Annotated in this window: 15 protein-coding genes and 1 pseudogene; 12 read left to right on the top strand and 4 right to left on the bottom strand. The window is 63.2% G+C overall.

The annotated features are described in order from the left end of the window. Nucleotides 1–29: 29 nt before the first annotated feature. Nucleotides 30–776 carry a helix-turn-helix transcriptional regulator gene (locus GF111_RS21430; RefSeq protein WP_019453597.1) on the bottom strand — a complete coding sequence of 249 codons (747 nt, stop codon included), beginning with the start codon at nucleotides 774–776 and terminating at the stop codon, nucleotides 30–32. A gap of 175 nt (nucleotides 777–951) precedes the next feature. On the opposite strand from GF111_RS21430, the gene GF111_RS21435 reads away from it, so the two are divergent. The 3 genes from GF111_RS21435 (at nucleotide 952) to tmaR (ending at nucleotide 3359) form a co-directional block, all read left to right on the top strand. Next, nucleotides 952–1719 carry an N-acetylmuramoyl-L-alanine amidase gene (locus GF111_RS21435; RefSeq protein ID WP_038877875.1) on the top strand — a complete coding sequence of 256 codons (768 nt, stop codon included), beginning with the start codon at nucleotides 952–954 and terminating at the stop codon, nucleotides 1717–1719. A 94-nt stretch (nucleotides 1720–1813) separates the two neighbouring features. Beyond that, the gene (locus GF111_RS21440; RefSeq protein ID WP_070914537.1) at nucleotides 1814–2881 is read left to right on the top strand and encodes an FUSC family protein; all 1068 of its coding nucleotides are present in this window, start codon (nucleotides 1814–1816) and stop codon (nucleotides 2879–2881) included. Between the two features lie 160 nt (nucleotides 2882–3041). Further along, nucleotides 3042–3359 (top strand): PTS system regulator TmaR, encoded by a 318-nt coding sequence (gene tmaR, locus GF111_RS21445; protein ID WP_004935612.1) that lies wholly within the window; start codon nucleotides 3042–3044, stop codon nucleotides 3357–3359. 158 nt (nucleotides 3360–3517) lie between these two features. On the opposite strand, the gene GF111_RS21450 is transcribed toward tmaR, so the two are convergent. Both GF111_RS21450 and GF111_RS21455 read right to left on the bottom strand, forming a co-directional pair. Next, nucleotides 3518–4306 (bottom strand): ABC transporter substrate-binding protein, encoded by a 789-nt coding sequence (locus GF111_RS21450; RefSeq protein ID WP_038877877.1) that lies wholly within the window; start codon nucleotides 4304–4306, stop codon nucleotides 3518–3520. 22 nt (nucleotides 4307–4328) lie between these two features. Beyond that, entirely contained in the window at nucleotides 4329–5510 is a 1182-nt protein-coding gene (locus GF111_RS21455) for a M20 aminoacylase family protein (RefSeq protein ID WP_048234457.1), read from the bottom strand. Nucleotides 5511–5648: 138 nt separating this feature from the next. Between GF111_RS21455 and GF111_RS21460 the strand changes: the two genes are divergently transcribed. The 8 genes from GF111_RS21460 (at nucleotide 5649) to araD (ending at nucleotide 14577) form a co-directional block, all read left to right on the top strand. Beyond that, a complete protein-coding gene (locus tag GF111_RS21460; RefSeq protein ID WP_147191598.1) occupies nucleotides 5649–6602 on the top strand; it encodes a LysR family transcriptional regulator in 954 nt (317 codons plus the stop codon). Nucleotides 6603–6887: 285 nt separating this feature from the next. Continuing rightward, nucleotides 6888–7955: an erythritol/L-threitol dehydrogenase gene (locus GF111_RS21465; RefSeq protein ID WP_016927009.1), complete on the top strand. Its 1068-nt coding sequence runs from the start codon at nucleotides 6888–6890 to the stop codon at nucleotides 7953–7955. A 135-nt stretch (nucleotides 7956–8090) separates the two neighbouring features. Next, on the top strand, nucleotides 8091–9008 hold the full coding sequence (locus GF111_RS21470) for an ABC transporter substrate-binding protein (RefSeq protein ID WP_015378502.1): 918 nt from the start codon (nucleotides 8091–8093) through the stop codon (nucleotides 9006–9008). Nucleotides 9009–9062: 54 nt separating this feature from the next. Further along, complete coding sequence (locus GF111_RS21475) at nucleotides 9063–10553, top strand: sugar ABC transporter ATP-binding protein (protein ID WP_060435375.1); 1491 nt, start codon at nucleotides 9063–9065, stop codon at nucleotides 10551–10553. Next, nucleotides 10550–11539, top strand: coding sequence for an ABC transporter permease (locus tag GF111_RS21480; protein WP_055317629.1), 990 nt, complete (start codon nucleotides 10550–10552; stop codon nucleotides 11537–11539). The genes GF111_RS21475 and GF111_RS21480 overlap by 4 nt, the downstream gene beginning before the upstream one ends. A gap of 8 nt (nucleotides 11540–11547) precedes the next feature. Beyond that, on the top strand, nucleotides 11548–13035 hold the full coding sequence (locus GF111_RS21485) for an FGGY-family carbohydrate kinase (RefSeq protein WP_147191544.1): 1488 nt from the start codon (nucleotides 11548–11550) through the stop codon (nucleotides 13033–13035). Next, a complete protein-coding gene (locus tag GF111_RS21490) occupies nucleotides 13022–13891 on the top strand; it encodes an L-ribulose-5-phosphate 3-epimerase (RefSeq protein WP_147191546.1) in 870 nt (289 codons plus the stop codon). Before GF111_RS21485 ends, GF111_RS21490 begins: the two co-directional genes overlap by 14 nt. Then, nucleotides 13885–14577 (top strand): L-ribulose-5-phosphate 4-epimerase, encoded by a 693-nt coding sequence (gene araD, locus GF111_RS21495; protein ID WP_033651896.1) that lies wholly within the window; start codon nucleotides 13885–13887, stop codon nucleotides 14575–14577. The genes GF111_RS21490 and araD overlap by 7 nt, the downstream gene beginning before the upstream one ends. A gap of 6 nt (nucleotides 14578–14583) precedes the next feature. Here the strand turns inward: araD and GF111_RS21500 are convergent, their stop codons facing one another. Next, entirely contained in the window at nucleotides 14584–15588 is a 1005-nt protein-coding gene (locus tag GF111_RS21500; protein WP_021505897.1) for a LacI family DNA-binding transcriptional regulator, read from the bottom strand. A gap of 310 nt (nucleotides 15589–15898) precedes the next feature. Here GF111_RS21500 and GF111_RS21510 point away from each other — a divergent pair. Then, a pseudogene (locus GF111_RS21510) lies at nucleotides 15899–16251 on the top strand (phage virion morphogenesis protein). Nucleotides 16252–16255 lie beyond the last annotated feature (4 nt).

Below are 16255 nucleotides of genomic sequence, written 5' to 3' on the forward strand. Positions count from 1 at the left end.
GGGCGCAGCGGGCGCCCGAGGTTGCTTCGCTACCAGGACGAAGAGGACCAGAAGACGCGGCCGAGCACCACCAGTTGCTCTTTGCGCTGCTGATAGCTGAGGTGCTCGTCCTGGTATTCTTCCCGGTTGAGAGAGCGGATGATGACGCCGCCGTCCGGCTGCTCGATCAGCACCTTCACCCGCAGCAAATTGCCGTGGCGGATGGCGTAGGTCTTGCCTTCCCGGATGCGCGTGTCGTCGGTGTTGATGCCGACCACGTCGCCGTCCTGCAGCCGTGGTTCCATGCTGGAACCGGAGATGCGAATGATGCGTGCGGCGTTGACCGCCACCCCCATCTTGTGCAGGTAGTAACGGCGGAAGATCAGCGAAAACTCCTCGCGATCGACGATTTCGTAGCAGCCGTCGCCGGCGGAAAAATCAATATCCAGCAGCGGGATCTCCACAAACTCTTCCTTGTCCTGTTCGGTATCTTCCCATACCACCGGTTTCAAACGGGCGGGCTGGAAGTCCGACTCCGCCGCCACGTTGTCAAATGGGCGCACCAGCTGCTTTTCGTGAAACACGTCGAACCAGCCCTTGGGCAAATTCAGCCTGGCCTCGATCCGCCTGGCCAGATTGTCGCCAAGATTGCGGGAGGATTTTTCCCCGATGATTTGGCTCAGCGTCGGCGCGGAAGACTCAACCAGCGTGGCGAACTCATTCTGGTTGACGCCTTGCCGGGCGTAGCGGGCCATCAATTCGCGCAGATTGTTGCGCCTGATTTCTTTAGTTTCCATTGTTCGATGATCGCACTCTTTAGCAAAAAGGTAAATAACGGTTTTGCTAAAAAACACTTGCGCATGATTTAGCAATTAGCTAAAACAAAAGGGTGAGCCAAAGGTTCACCTGTGCGGAGCGGCCTGTCATGATGAGAGGCCGCTCAGTGAAATCAAACGAGAGAGGGACTTTACGATGTACAAGATTGATTACAATAGCTACCGATCGGTCGCCAGCTTCGGCCACCGCGTGCGCTTTCTGGTGCTGCACTACACGGCGCAAAACTTTGCCGACTCGGTGAAGTCGTTGACCGGAAAATCGGTGAGCGCGCACTATCTGGTGCCGGATCCGACCGAGGCCACCTATCAGGCCGCCGGCTTTAGCGGCGTGCGCATTTTCAACCTGGTGGACGAGAACGAGCGCGCCTGGCATGCCGGCACCAGCCAGTGGGGCACCCGCAGCAATATCAACGACACCTCGATCGGCATCGAGATCGTCAACCTGGCGAGCGGCGACGGTGAAAACATCACCTTCCCGCCGTTTAACCCGCAGCAGATCGAGGCGGTCACCCAGCTGGCGCAGAATATCCTGCAGCGTTACCCTGACATCTCGCCGGTGAACGTGGTGGCGCACTCCGACATCGCGCCGGGCCGCAAGAGCGATCCGGGCCCGCAGTTCCCGTGGCAGCAGCTGTATCAGGCCGGCGTCGGCGCCTGGTATGACGAGGCGACCAAGCAGCAGCGCCAGCAGGAATACTGCCGCCAGGGGCTGCCGGCGCAGGCCGAGCTGCTGAAACTGTTCGCCCAATACGGCTACGACACCTCGGCGGCAAATACCGCAGAAGGCTATCGCCAGCTGGTGCGCGCGTTCCAGCTGCACTTCCGCCAGCAGAAGTATGACGGCGTGATGGATGTCGAAACCGCCGCCGTTCTGCGCGCGCTGGTCGACAAGTACGCCGCCTGAGCCTGACCGCGAATGGGGGACGCCTCATTCGCCTTTTCCTTGCCGGGCTTCCTCCGCTAAAATAGCGGCCTGGCTGGTCTTTATCGGAGGCATTGTGCGCCTCGATCGAAAAATCTCTTCCCTTGAATTGCTGACCTATCGCCACTATCGCATCGTCCACGGCGTGCGCATCGGGCTGGCGTTTATCCTGACCTTTCTGCTGATCCGCTTGCTGGCGGTGCCCGAAGGCACCTGGCCGCTGATCACCCTGGTGGTGGTGATGGGGCCGATCTCGTTTTGGGGCAACGTGCTGCAGCGGGCGCTGCAACGCATTGCCGGCACGGTATTCGGCGCCGCGTCCGGCCTGATCGCCCTGTATCTGGAACTCTATTCGCTGCCGCTGATGCTGGTTTGGTGCGGCGTGGTGATGTTCGTCTGCGGTTACCTGACGCTGGGCAAACGGCCGTATATGGCGCTGCTGGTGGGGATCACGCTGGCGGTGGTGTGCGGCGCGGGCGCCGGTGACATGCACACCGCGCTGTGGCGCAGCGGCGACGTGATCTTCGGCTCGCTGCTGGCGCTGCTGTTCACCAGCATCTACCCACAGCGCGCCTATATTCTGTGGCGCATGCAGATGGCGGACTGCCTGCAAACCGCCGCCCGCCTCTACGGCGCGTATTTTTCGCCGAACGTCATTGAGCGGCCGCGGCTGGAGCCGCAGCTCAAGGACCTGCTGAATCAGGTGGTGAAGCTGCGCAGCCTGATCGTGCCCGCCAGCAAGGAAACCCGCATCCCCAAAGCGGTGTTCGAGGCGGTGCAAACCCTCAGCCGCAATCTGGTGTGCACGCTGGAGCTGATGGCCGACGCCTACTGGGCCTCGCGTGAAACGCACTTCATCATGTTAAACGCCCGCACGCTGCGCAGCACCCAGCTGCTGACGTTGAGCTCGCTGGAATCGCTGGCGGTGCTGATGCGCGAAGGGCCGCAGGCGCAGCGGCAGGCGGCGGCGGGGCAGCTGGCGGAGATCGCCGGCGAGCTGAAAACGCTGATGCAAGAGGTCAGCCTCGGCCAGCACGGCGAAGCGCCGATTTACGGCTATGTCTGGCTCAGCATGGAGCTGGCGCAGCAGCTGGAAGAGCTGGGGGATCTGCTCCAGGTCTGCACCGCCGCCGGGCGCGAATAAGGGGTCAGATCATGAAGGCGGCGCTTTGGGTTTTGGCCGCCGGGGCAAAGTGGGTAAGATAAGGCAATCACTGTTGTGCCGGACTGCCACAAACCTGTATCTTGGTGCCATGTGGCCGTAAGCAAATGAATCTGTGTATTACTAAAGCAAGGGTATAAAGATGGATAATGCAAATAAGCCGAGTTTCCAGGACGTGCTGGAGTTTGTGCGTATGTTCCGCCGCAAAAACAAACTGCAACGCGAGATCGTCGACAACGAAAAGAAAATTCGTGATAACCAGAAGCGCGTGCTGCTGCTCGACAACCTGAGTGAGTACATCAAGCCCGGCATGAGCATTGAAGACATTCAGGGCATCATCGCCAACATGCGCAGCGACTACGAAGATCGCGTTGATGACTACATCATCAAAAATGCCGATCTGTCCAAAGAGCGCCGCGAGCTGTCCAAAAAGCTGAAAGCAATGGGCGAAGTGAAGTAACCCGCTTTAGCGGGCCGGGCGTCCTGCCTGGCCCGCATCCTTATCCCGCCTGATTTGCCGTTCTTGCCGACACTGCCGTTTCCGTTGGGGCGTTCCCCGGCGGCCGAAGGCGCCTCCCCATCCTGCAGGATCTGCAGGTGACCGCCGGGGAACGCTTGTTACTGCTCCGCGCCGTACATGTCGAAGTCGAAATACCTGTCGTTGATTTTCTTGTAAGTGCCGTTGGCGCGGATCGCCTGCAGCGCGGCGTTGAAGGCGTTCAGCAGCGCGGTATCGTCTTTGCGCACCCCGATGCCGTCGCCGACGCCGAAGTATTTGCTGTCGGTCAGCTCGGCGCCGATAAAGGCGAAATCTTTGCCGCCGGGCGTTTTGAAAAACTCGCTGGCGCTGACGCTGGCCAGCAGCGACGCATCCAGCCGGCCGTTGGCCAGATCTTCGTTCACTTCCTGTTGGCTTTGGTAAGCCACCACGTTGACGCCGGCCGGGCGCCACAGCGCGTTGGCATAGGCCTCCTGGCTGGAGCCTTGCTGCACGCCGACCGATTTGCCCTTCAGCGAGGCGACGGTAGGCTGCAGGTTGCTGCCCTTATGCGCCACCAGCCGCGCCGGGGCGTTGGAGACTTTGCTGGAGAAGGCGATCTGCTGCCGGCGCTGTGGCGTGATGGTCATCGACGAGGCGATGGCGTCGAACTTCTTCGCCTGCAGGCCGGGGATCATGCCGTCCCAGCTGCTTTCTACCCACACGCATTTGGCCTGCATCTGGTCGCACAGCGCCTGGGCGATATCGACGCCGAAGCCGGTCAGCTTGCCCTGCGGAGTTTTATATTCCAGCGGTGGAAAGGTGGGATCGATGCCCAGCTTGATCACTTTGCCGCTGAATTCACCGCTCAGCGCGGGAAAGCTCGCGGCCAGCGGCAGTAACAACAACAGCCCTTTGATGGTTTTCATGTCATTTCCTCAGCGTTGGCGATTAAACCGCAGGGCGAGCCAAAAAGCGCTCGACCAATTTGACCCAGTAGGTGGCGCCCAGCGACAGACTGTCGTCGTTGAAGTCATAACCGGGATTGTGCAGAGAATTGCCCGGCGTGGCGGGGCCGTTGCCGATCGAGATATAGCTGCCTGGGCACTTCTCCAGCATAAAGGCGAAATCTTCGCTGGCGGTGAACGGCCGCAGCGTGGGGATAACCCGGTTTTCTCCGGCCCATTCCAGCGCCACCGCGCGCGCCAGCTCGGTCTCTGCCGGGTGGTTCACCAGCACCGGGTAGCCGTGCTGATAGTCGATCTCCGCGCGGGCGCCGAAGCTGGCGGCCTGCGCCGTGACCAGCTCGGTGATGCGCTGCTCCAGCCGCTCACGCACCGCTGCCGTCAGCGCGCGCACGCTGAGCGTCAGGGTGGCGGTCGCCGGGATCACGTTGGCGGCCTGGCCGGCCTGCATCGCCCCCACGGTGACGATTGCCGTTTCCTGCGGATCGATATTGCGCGCCACGATGGTTTGCAGGCTCATGACGATGGCCGCGCAGGCCACCACCGGATCGACGGTGCTCTGCGGCACCGCGCCGTGGCCGCCGTGGCCGTGCAGGGTGATGTGTACCGTATCGGCCGAGCACATGAAGGGGCCGCTGGCGAAGCCCAGGTGGCCGGCGGGGAAGCCGGGCACGTTGTGCATGGCGAACACCGCGTCGCAGGGGAAACGCTCAAACAGGCCGTCTTCAATCATCACTCTGGCGCCGCCGCCGCCTTCTTCCGCCGGCTGAAAGATCAGGTGCAGCGTGCCGCTGAAGTTCGGCTGCCGCGCCAGATAGCGCGCCGCCGCCAGCAGCATGGCGGTGTGCCCGTCGTGGCCGCAGGCGTGCATCACCCCGGAATGGGTGCTGGCGTGCGGCAAGCCGGTCGTTTCGGCAATCGGCAGGGCGTCCATGTCGGCGCGGATGCCGAGCGATTTTCCCGGCCCGCGCTGCAGTGTGGCGACAACGCCGGTTTGTCCTACGCCGCGCGTGACGCGGTAACCCCATTCCGCCAGCCGTTGCGCCACCAGATCCGACGTCGCGAACTCCTGGAAGCCCAGCTCCGGGTGGGCGTGAATGTGTCGGCGAAGTGCGACCATTTCATCATGAACGGCGGCGATCTCAGGCAGTACGAGTGAAGGGCTCATCACGGTCTCCGGCAAAGGGTCCCGGCCAACGGGCGGGGAATGGGGCAGAGGGATAGGCATCGAGACTAGCAAACTCCGTTTTTGCCGGGTAGCCGCCGTTCGGTTATGCTGACAACTGATGATTGTCAGGAGGTGAACATGAAACTGCACCAACTGCAGGCGCTGGTGGCTAGCGCCGACAGCGGCAGCATTCGCGCGGCGGCGCGGCATCTGGGGCTGTCGCAGGCGGCGGTGACCCGCGCGCTGCGCGAACTGGAGCAGGAGCAGGCGCTGCCGCTGCTGATCCGCACCCCGACCGGGCTGGGCTTTACCCCCTACGGCAAAACCCTGTTGGCGCACGCCCGGCTGGTGTTGAATCAGCTGGAGCAGGCGCAGGGGGAAATGGCGGCGCTGCGCGGGCGGACGGCGGATCTGGTCAAGGCGGCGATCACCCCCTGGCTGATGCTGACGGTGTTGCCGCCGGCGGTGATGGCGTTTCGCAGCAAGGTGCCGGCGGTGCGGCTGGAACTGTCGGAAAGCCTGATGGCCAATGCCCAGTCGCAGCTGCGCGAGGGCACGATGGATTTTGCCATCACGCCGCTGCCGGCATCGTCGGCGCCGCAGGAGTTTCACTGCGAACCGCTGCTGGAGTATGAAACGGCGTATATGGTGCGGCGCGGCCACCCGCTGGCGCACAGCACCTCGCTGCATCAGCTGCTGGAGCAGGATTGGGTGATGAGCTATACCCAGGAAAGTTTCGATGCGCTGCTTGATGCGGTGTTCCACCGCCACGGCGCGCGCCTGCCGCGCCAGCGCATCATCCAGGCGCATTCGTTCGGCATGCTGCAGGCGCTGGTGGAGTCCGCCGAGATGTGTACCTGGTGCCCGCGGCCGATCGCCGCGCTGCCGCAGTTCGCTTCCCGCCTGCAGCCGCTGGCGCTGCGGGAGAGCTGCCAGCCGGCGCAGCTGAATATCGTCACCCGGCGCAACAGCATTCTGAGCGCCGCCGCCCATGCGTTTATCGACACGCTGGTGCGCACCCTGCGCCAGCAGGCGCGATCGGCGCGGCCGGAAGATCGCCAGATCTACGATCGCGTGCGCCTGCTGATGTAGCGGATCTCCCCGGATCGCCGATCCCGCAAATGGGATCGCGATCCGCATTTGTAGCATTTTTAGCCGCGATGTTAACGATATGTGATTTTGCTCAAATAATTATTTTCGCAGCTTTGGTTATATGTCGCTCTATGTTCACGTTGTCATTTTGAGTTTTCCTGGGTGTTTTATGATTAATAAATTGAAATTTATCACTTTATAACGCTTATTGTTTTTTGTTTGATAAAAATGACAACGTCAACATTAAGAAAATTCAAGCGTTTAACGAGTGTATTGGAGGAAGAGATGAGCCAGTTGCCGGAAAAAATGCGCGCGGTCGTTTGCCACGGCCCGCAGGATTATCGTTTCGAACAGGTGCCCACGCCGCTGCCGAAGGCGCGCGAGCTGGTGATCAAGGTGGAAGGCTGCGGCATCTGTGCCGGCGACTGCAAGTGCAAGAACGGCGCGCAGATGTTTTGGGGAGAGAACCCGTGGGTTAAACCGCCGGTGGTGCCGGGGCATGAGTTCTACGGCCGCATTGCCGCGCTGGGCGAGGGCGCGGAAGGCAAATACCGGATCGGCGAGCGGGTGATCGCCGAGCAGATCGTACCGTGCTGGGAGTGCCGCTATTGCAAATCCGGCAGTTACTGGATGTGTGAGACGCATAACATTTACGGTTTTCAAAAAGACGTGGCGGAGGGCGGCATGGCGGAGTACATGCGTTTTTCCGAAAACGCCATCGTGCACAAGATCCCGGAAAGCCTGAGCCATGAAGACGCGGTATTGATTGAGCCGATGGCCTGCGCCATCCACACCGTGGCGCGCGGCGACATCCAGCTGGACGACGTGGTGGTGCTGGCCGGCGCCGGGCCGCTCGGGCTGTGCATGGTGCAGGTGGCGCGCCTGAAGACGCCGAAGAAACTGATCGTGATCGACGCCATCGACGAGCGGTTGGCGCTGGCGAAAGAATTTGGCGCCGACGTGGTGATCAACCCGCTGAAGGAAGACGCCGATCAGATCGTCAAATCGCTGACCGGCGGCTACGGCTGCGACGTCTACATCGAGGCCACCGGCGCGCCGATCGGCGTCACCCAGGGGCTGCAGATGATCCGCAAGCTGGGCCGCTTCGTGGAGTTCAGCGTATTCGGCAAGGAAACCACCGTCGATTGGTCCATCATCGGCGATCGCAAAGAACTGGACATTCGCGGCGCGCACCTGGCGCCTTACAGCTACGAAATCGCCATCGATCTGTTCGAGCGCGGGCTGGTGACCTCCAATGGCGTGGTTACCCACAGCTATTCATTGAACGACTGGGACGAAGCCTTCGCCCTGGCGGACTCGACCGACTCCATCAAGGTGATCCTGGTTCCCTGACCCTCCCGCCGTACCGCTGTTGCAGTCACGATCGCCGGCCCGCTCGCAATGGGGGGCCGGTCGGTCGGCCAAACGTAAAGACATGCTGTTGCTCTGATAACCACAACAAGAAGCTTCCCTACAGGAGAATTGGCTATGTTTTCATTATTCAAAAAGACCTTACCTTTTATCGTCGCCGGTGGAATGTTGGCGGCCAGCCATGGGGCGCTGGCCAAGCAAATCACTATCGGTATGTCGTTCCAGGAAATGAACAACGACTACTTCGTCACCATGAAGCAGGCGCTGGATCAGGCGGCGGCGGATATCGGCGCCAAGGTATACGTGGCCGATGCGCGCCATGACGTCGCCAAACAGATCGGCGACGTGGAAGACATGCTGCAGAAGAAAGTGGACATCCTGCTGATCAACCCGACCGATTCGGTGGGGGTGCAGTCGGCGGTGATCTCCGCCCATAAGGCCGGCGCGGTGGTGGTGGCGATCGACGCCCAGGCGGAAGGGCCGCTGGATTCGTTCGTCGGCTCGGAAAACTACGACGCCGGCTTCCAGGCGGGCGAGTACCTGGCGAAAGCGCTGGGCGGCAAAGGCAAGGTGGCGATCCTCGACGGCATCCCGGTGGTGCCGATCCTGGAGCGCGTGCGCGGCTTTGAAGCGGCGATGAAGAAATACCCCGACATCAAGATCGTCACCAAGCAAAACGGCAAGCAGGAGCGCGACACCGCGCTGACCGTGACCGAAAACATGCTGCAGTCGGCGCCGGATCTGGCGGGCATCTTCAGCGTCAACGACGTCGGCGCGCTCGGCGCCCTGGCGGCGATCGAAAGCAACGGCGCCAAGGTCAAGCTGGTGAGCGTAGACGGTCAGCCGGAAGCCATCAAAGAGATCCTCAAGCCGAACTCGCCGTTTATCGCCACTTCGGCGCAGTTCCCGCGCGACCAGCTGCGCATCGCGCTCGGCATTGCGCTGGCCCGCTACTGGGGCGCCACGGTGCCGAAAACCGTGCCGGTCAAAGTGAAGCTGATCGACCGCAGCAATGCGGCCGGCTTTAGCTGGTAACAGCGGCCAGGTTCGCCCCGCTGCGGCGGGGCGTTCGGCGCGGAGGGCAATGCGGTGACACCTTTACTGGAACTGAAGCGAATAAAAAAGAGCTTTCCCGGCGTGAAGGCGCTGGACGGCATCGATCTGGCCATTCAACGCGGCGAAGTGCACGCCCTGCTGGGCGAAAACGGCGCCGGCAAATCGACGCTGGTGAAAATCATGTGCGGCATTTATCAGCCGGACGAGGGCGATATTTTTATCGACGGCGAGCAGCGCCGCTTTAACAACTATCGCCAGGCGATCGAGGCCGGCGTCGGCATTATTTTTCAGGAATTCTCGTTGATTCCCTACATGAGCGCCATCGACAACATCTTCCTCAACCGGGAGATCAGGAACCGCTGGGGCCTGCTGGATCGGCGGGCGATGCGGCGCAAGGCCGAGGCCATTTTCAAGCGGCTGACGGTGGCTATCGATCTCGATTGCCCGGTGGAGCAGCTGAGCGTGGCGCAGCAGCAGTTCGTTGAGATCGCCAAGGCGCTGTCGCTGGAGGCGCGGGTGCTGGTGCTGGATGAGCCGACCGCCACGCTGACGCCGGGCGAGGCCGAGCACCTGTTCAGCGTGATGAACGATCTGCGGTTGCTGGGCGTCGGCATGGTGTTTATCTCGCACCACCTGGACGAGATTTTCACCATCTGCGATCGCATCACCGTGCTGCGCGACGGCGCCTACATCGAAACGCTGGCTACCGGCGACACCAACGTGGAAGAGCTGGTGCGGTTGATGGTCGGGCGCAAAATCGAGAACGCCTTCCCGGTGAAACAGCACCCGGTCGATACCGCGACGGTGCTGCTGGAGGCGGAGATCCAGCGCGAGAAACACGGCGTGACCGACCGCTTCCACCTGCACAAGGGCGAGATCCTCGGCTTCGCCGGGCTGGTGGGCTCCGGGCGCACCGAGACCGTCTCGGCGCTGATCGGCGCCGGCCGCTGCCACCGCAAACGCGTCAACCTCGGCGGCCAACCGGCGGCGCTGCGCTCCCCGGCGCAGGCGCTGGCGCAGGGCATCGGCCTGCTGCCGGAGAGCCGCAAAACCGAAGGCCTGGTGCTGCCGTTCTCGGTGGCGCAGAACATCACCCTCAACCGGCACCACCGGCGCGGCAAGATCTTCGTCAGCGCCCGCAAGGATCGCGACGTGGTGCAGCGGCTGATCCGCGCCGTGGGGGTGAAAACCCCGGACGCCGAGACCGCCGTCAGCACCCTGAGCGGCGGCAACCAGCAGAAGGTGGTGATCGCCCGCTGGCTCAACAACGACTGCAACATCCTGATCTTCGACGAGCCGACGCGCGGCATCGACGTGGGCGCCAAGGCCGAGATCTACCAGCTGATGCAGCAACTGACCCAGCAGGGCATCTCCATCATCATGATTTCCTCCGAACTGCCGGAGATCATCGGCGTGTGCGACCGCGTGCTGGTGTTTCGCGGCGGCCACATCGTCGCCGAGCTGACCGGCGACGACATCGAATCCAACCACATTATGCTTCACGCGACCGGGAGTGCCTTATGATCGGAATTGAACAACCCGCCGTGGCGCGCCGCGCCGCCGGCCCCAGCCTCGGCAAGCGCTGGGAAAAACTGCTGCATCATCCGGCGGTCTTGCCGTTTATCGGCTTCGCTGTCCTGTTCGTGCTGATGAGCCTGCTGAACGACAGCTTCCTCAGCGTCAACAACCTGACCAACGTGGCGCGCCAGGTGTCGATCAATGCCATCATCGCGGTGGGCATGACCTGCGCCATCCTGACCGGCGGCATCGATCTCTCGGTGGGGCCGGTGATGGCGCTGGCCGGCTCGGTCGCCGCCGGGCTGATGCTGGCGGCGGTGCCGATCCCGCTGGCGATGGTGGCGGCGCTGGCGGTCGGCGCGCTGTTCGGCCTGGCCAACGGCGCCTGCATCGCCTACCTGCGTATGCCGCCGATCATCGTCACCCTGGCGTCGATGGGCATCGCCCGCGGCCTGGCGCTGCTCTATACCGGCGGCTACCCGATCTCCGGCCTGCCCGACGTCTTCTCCTTCTTCGGCCGCGGCACGGTGCTGGGCATTCAGGTGCCGATCCTGATCATGCTCGGCGTGTACCTGCTGGCCTGGCTGATGCTCAACCAGCTGCCGTTCGGCCGCTACGTCTACGCGATGGGTGGCAACGAAGAGGCGGCGCGCCTGAGCGGCATCCGCGTGCCGCGCTACAAGATGCTGGTGTACGTGATCAGCGGCCTGACCGCCGCGCTGGCCGGGCTGGTGCTGACTTCGCGCCTGATGAGCGGGCAGCCCAACGCCGGCGAAGGCTTCGAGCTGGACGCCATCGCCGCGGTGGTGCTGGGCGGGGCGGCGATCTCCGGCGGGCGCGGCGCCATCGTCGGCACGCTGGTGGGGGCGATGATGCTCGGGGTGCTCAACAACGGCCTCAATCTGATGAACGTGTCGCCATATATCCAGAACGTGGTGAAGGGCGGCATCATCCTGGCCGCCATCTACCTCAGCTCCGTGCGGCGCAAATAGGAGGCGCGATGGCAGTCTTTCTTGGCATAGACGTCGGTGGCACGGTGATCAAGGCCGGGCTGTATCGGGCAAGCGGCGAAGAGCTGGCGATCGCCGAGCGCGGCGGCGCGGCGATTGCCGCCCAGCCGGGCTTCAGCGAACGCAATATGGACGCGCTGTGGGATGACGTTTGCGCGGCGATCCGCCAGACGCTGCACGCGGCGGGGCTGGAGGCCGGTCAGGTGCGCGGCGTCAGCTTTTCGGCGCACGGCAAAGGGCTGTACGCCATCGACCGCCACGGCAAACCGGTCGGCAACGGCATCCTCTCTTCGGACAACCGCGCGGCGGCCACGGCGGCTGAGCTGCGCCGCGCCAGCGTGGACGCGCAGACCTACCCGCGCAGCCTGCAGCCGCTGTGGCCCAGCCACCCGGCGCTGCTGCTGCGCTGGCTGAAGCAGCAGCAACCGGCGCAGTACGCCGCCATCGATCGCATCCTGATGGCGCACGACTACCTGCGCTTTCGTCTCACCGGCGAGGCGGCGGCCGAGGTGACCAACATCTCCGGCAGCAACCTGTTTAACCAGCGCAGCGGCGCTTACGATCCGGCGCTGATGGCGGCCTTCGGCATCGAAGAGGCGCAGGAGAAAACCGCGCCAACGATCGGCTCGGCGCAGCTGGCCGGGCGGGTGACGGCCGCGGCAGCGGCGCAGTGCGGCCTGCGGGCAGGCACCGCGGTGTACGGTGGCCTGTTCGACGTGGTGGGTGCGGCGCTCAGCTCCGGCGTGGCCGACGATCGCACGCTCAGCGCGGTGGCGGGCACCTGGTCGATCGCCACCTGCGTGACCGAGCGCATCATTCCCGCCGATTACCCCTACGCCTGGGGGCGCTACTGCATCGACGGCCGCTATTTCGTGCACGAAGGCAGCCCGACCTCGGCCGGCAATCTGGCCTGGTTCCTGCGCCAGTTCTGCGCCGACGACCGGCAGTGCTACGCCCAGTTCAACGCCTGGGTGGCCGAGCGCCGCGAGCAGCCCAGCGGGCTGCTGTTCCTGCCGTATCTGTACGGCTCCAACCTCGGCGGCAACACGCCGGGCGGGCTGATCGGCCTGAGCGCCCACCACGAGATGGCAGACGTGGTGCAGGCGATCTACCAGGGCATCGTGTTCTCGCACCTGATTCATCAGGAGCGCATGGTGCAGCTGAACCCGCGCATCGAGCGGGTGCGCATGACCGGCGGGCCGACGCAGTCCGAGGTCTGGATGCAGATGTACGCCGACGCCGGCAACCTGCCGCTCGAGGTGGTGGAAACCCGCCAAAGCGGCTGCCGCGCCGCCGCCCTGTGCGCCGCCGTCGGCGCCGGGGAGTACGCCGGGTTCGCTGAAGCGATCGCCGCCGCGCCGCCCAAACTGCGTTGTTATTATCCCGCGACCGCCGCTCACCGGCGCCTGCGCGCCCAGCAGGCGCGCTATCTGGCGGTCGCCCAGGCTTTGAGTGAGGTGACTGATGCAAACGACTAACGCCGCCTGTCTGGGGCTGTATGAAAAGGCGCTGCCCGCCGATCTGAGCTGGCCGCAGCGGCTGGCCACCGCCGCCGAGCTGGGCTTTGAATTTGTGGAGATGTCGATCGACGAGCAGCCGGCGCGCCAGCAGCGGCTGGACTGGGATCGCCGCCAGCGGCTGGCGTTTATCCAGGCGCGGCTCGACAGCGGGGTGACGGTGCCGAGCCTGTGCCTGTCGGCGCACCGGCGCGATCCGTTCGGCAGCGCCGACGCCGCCACCCGCGAGCGGGCGCGGGTGCTGATGAGCAAGGCGCTGGAACTGGCAACGGATCTTGGCATCCGCAACATCCAGCTGGCGGGCTACGACGTCTATTACGAACCTGCCGATCGCCACAGCCGCGCACGCTTTATCGAGGGCATGCAGTGGGCGGCGGAACAGGCCGCCAGGGCGCAGGTGATGCTGTCGGTGGAGGTGATGGACACGCCGTTCATCAACAGCATCAGCAAATGGCGCGACATCGCCCGCCACGTCAACAGTCCGTGGTTCACGGTGTATCCCGATCTCGGCAACCTCAGCGCCTGGGGCAACGACGTCGCCGCCGAGCTGGCGCTGGGCATCGGCAGCATCACCGCCGTGCACCTCAAAGACACCGTCGCGGTGGGGCCGGGCAGCGCCGGGCAGTTCCGCGACGTGCCGTTCGGCGAGGGCTGCGTGGATTTCGCCCACGCCTTTTCCGTGCTCAACGCGCTCGGCTATCGCGGCCCCTACCTGTTGGAGATGTGGGCGCGCGAAGACGGGCAGGATAAGCAACGCATCGCCCAGGCCAAGGCCTGGATCGAACAACAGATGATTGAGGGAGGCATCGCATGCTGAACGAACTCAAACGGCAGGTGCTGGCCGCCAACCTCAGCCTGCCGGCATACGGGCTGGTGACCTTTACCTGGGGCAACGTCTCGGCGATCGACCGCCAGAGCGGACTGGTGGTGATCAAGCCTTCGGGCATCGCCTACGAGGCGATGACGCTGGAGGATTTGGTGGTAGTGGATCTGGAGGGCAAGGTGCGCGAAGGGCACCGCAAACCCTCATCCGACACCGCCACCCACCTGGCGCTGTACCGCGCCTTCGCCGATATCGGTGGCGTGGTGCACACCCACAGCCGCAACGCCACCATCTGGGCGCAGGCCGGGCAGCCGATCCCGGCGCTGGGCACCACCCACGCCGACTACTTTTACGGCGACATTCCCTGCACCCGGCCGATGAGCGAGGCGGAGATCGCCGGCGACTACGAGGGGGAAACCGGCAAGGTGATTATCGAAACCTTCAGTCAGGCGGGGCGCGATCCGCAGCAGGTGCCGGGAGTGCTGGTCTATTCCCATGGCCCGTTCGCCTGGGGCAAGGACGCGGCGGATGCGGTGCACAACGCGGTGGTGCTGGAGGAGGTGGCGATCATGGCGATGGCGACGCGCCAGCTGGCGCCGGCCATCGCCCCGATGCAGCCGGAGCTATTGGACAAACATTTCCTGCGCAAGCACGGCAAACACGCCTACTACGGGCAATAGCGCCCGTCAGCGATTCAACAGCGAGCCGGTGAAGAACTCTCTGCGCACCGGCAGCTCGCCGCGCGGGCTGTGAATGGCGCTGAACAGCAGCTCCGCGGCGATCTCCCCCAGTTTCTGCGTATCGTGATACACCCCCGGAATGTGCAGGCCGTAAGCGCCGGCGCGCGGCGGTTCGTCTATCGAAAAGAACTTCACCTGTTGATAAAGGCCCATCTCGTGGCAGATGGCGATGGCGCCCAGCGTGATGATGCCATTCAGGCCGATGATGTAATCCGGGCGGTTCTCCGGCTGCGCCAGATAGGCGCGTACTTCGCTTTCCTGTGAGGTGAAATCGTAGTCGCCGTTGATGATATGAATCTCACGGCCGCTGCCCTGCAGCGCCGCGACGATGCCGGCGGTGCGCGTTAGCGTAATTTCCGAATCCGCCGGGCCGCCGATAATCAGCAGCTTCTGCTCCGGCTGCTCCGCCAGATAACGCCCGGCCAGCACGCCGATCTCGCGGTTATCGAGGAACACGCCGCTCAGCTGCTGATCGTAGAGATCGCGGTCGATCAGGATCAGCGGCACGCCATACACCTCGGCCAGCTCGAGATAGGCGGGGCGGTAGCGCTTGTCGTCGCGCACCGCCGACAGCAGGATGCCGCGCGCCTTGTAGCCGAACAGCGCCTGAATGGCGCGCATTTCCGCCTCTTCGCTGCCGTCGGTGTCGAACAGCATGATCTGGTAGCCCTGCTGGCGCGCAATGCGCGACACGGTCTTGATCAGGCCGGAATAGAACGGGTTGTACATGCTGCTGGTGACGATGCCGATAATCTGGCTGCTGCTGCTTTTTAGCCCCTGCGCGAAGGCGTTGGGCACATAGTTCAGCTCTTTGGCGATGGCGTGAATGCGCTCGCGGGTTTCCGGTTTGACCAGCTCGGGCTTATTGAAGGCGCGGGAAACGGTGATATTGGTCACCCTGGCGCGGCGGGCGATATCCACGATAGTGGCATTGGGATTGGCTTTCGACACCGTCTTTCCTTGCGTTATGCCTCAACAGATCCCTTATTGTAGGGAAAGGGCGGGGGCGGTGCTAGGGGGGGCCAGTTTCGGCCTGTTTCAGCGCAAACGTAATCTGTGCTTCGGTATAATGAGTCTTTTTCATGATGATGTGCCTCTCGGTGAGATGGAAGAAAAAACCGATACTTCAGTTTAGACTGGCGCTGCTTTCAGGGAGGAGATAAATGACACGCTGGATATGGAAGATGTGGTGAACTCCTGCAGCAATTCGGCGCACCGTCGTAATGAAATTATGGTAGCGCTGCTGGCGCATTTAGAGTCTATAGAACAGCAGCGCTGATACGAGAACTGGCGCAGGAGCTGAGCCGGAATCAGCAAAACAGTATCCGGTTGCAGCGTAATCCTGATGGCAGTGGCTACGAGCCGCGAAAGGTCACGGCCCGAAAAAAAAAAGGGCGCATTCGAAGCTGCGCACGGCGAAATATCTGAAAACTGTGCAGCAAGCGTGCAGTTTGAGGGTAAGGTACAGCGGATTGCGCTGGTGCATCATTGCGGTTTGCGTGATCGTGTAAGCCGTGTGGGCCGGAGGTGCGGTATGTAGAGCGAAGATCTTTGGGCATTAATAATGCCGTTGTGATCACTGTCCGCGATACCCTCCTCCGTTTGTTAAGATAAAACT

This window comes from Serratia sp. HRI (assembly GCF_010119335.3).
GTDB classification, from domain to species: domain Bacteria; phylum Pseudomonadota; class Gammaproteobacteria; order Enterobacterales; family Enterobacteriaceae; genus Serratia; species Serratia nevei.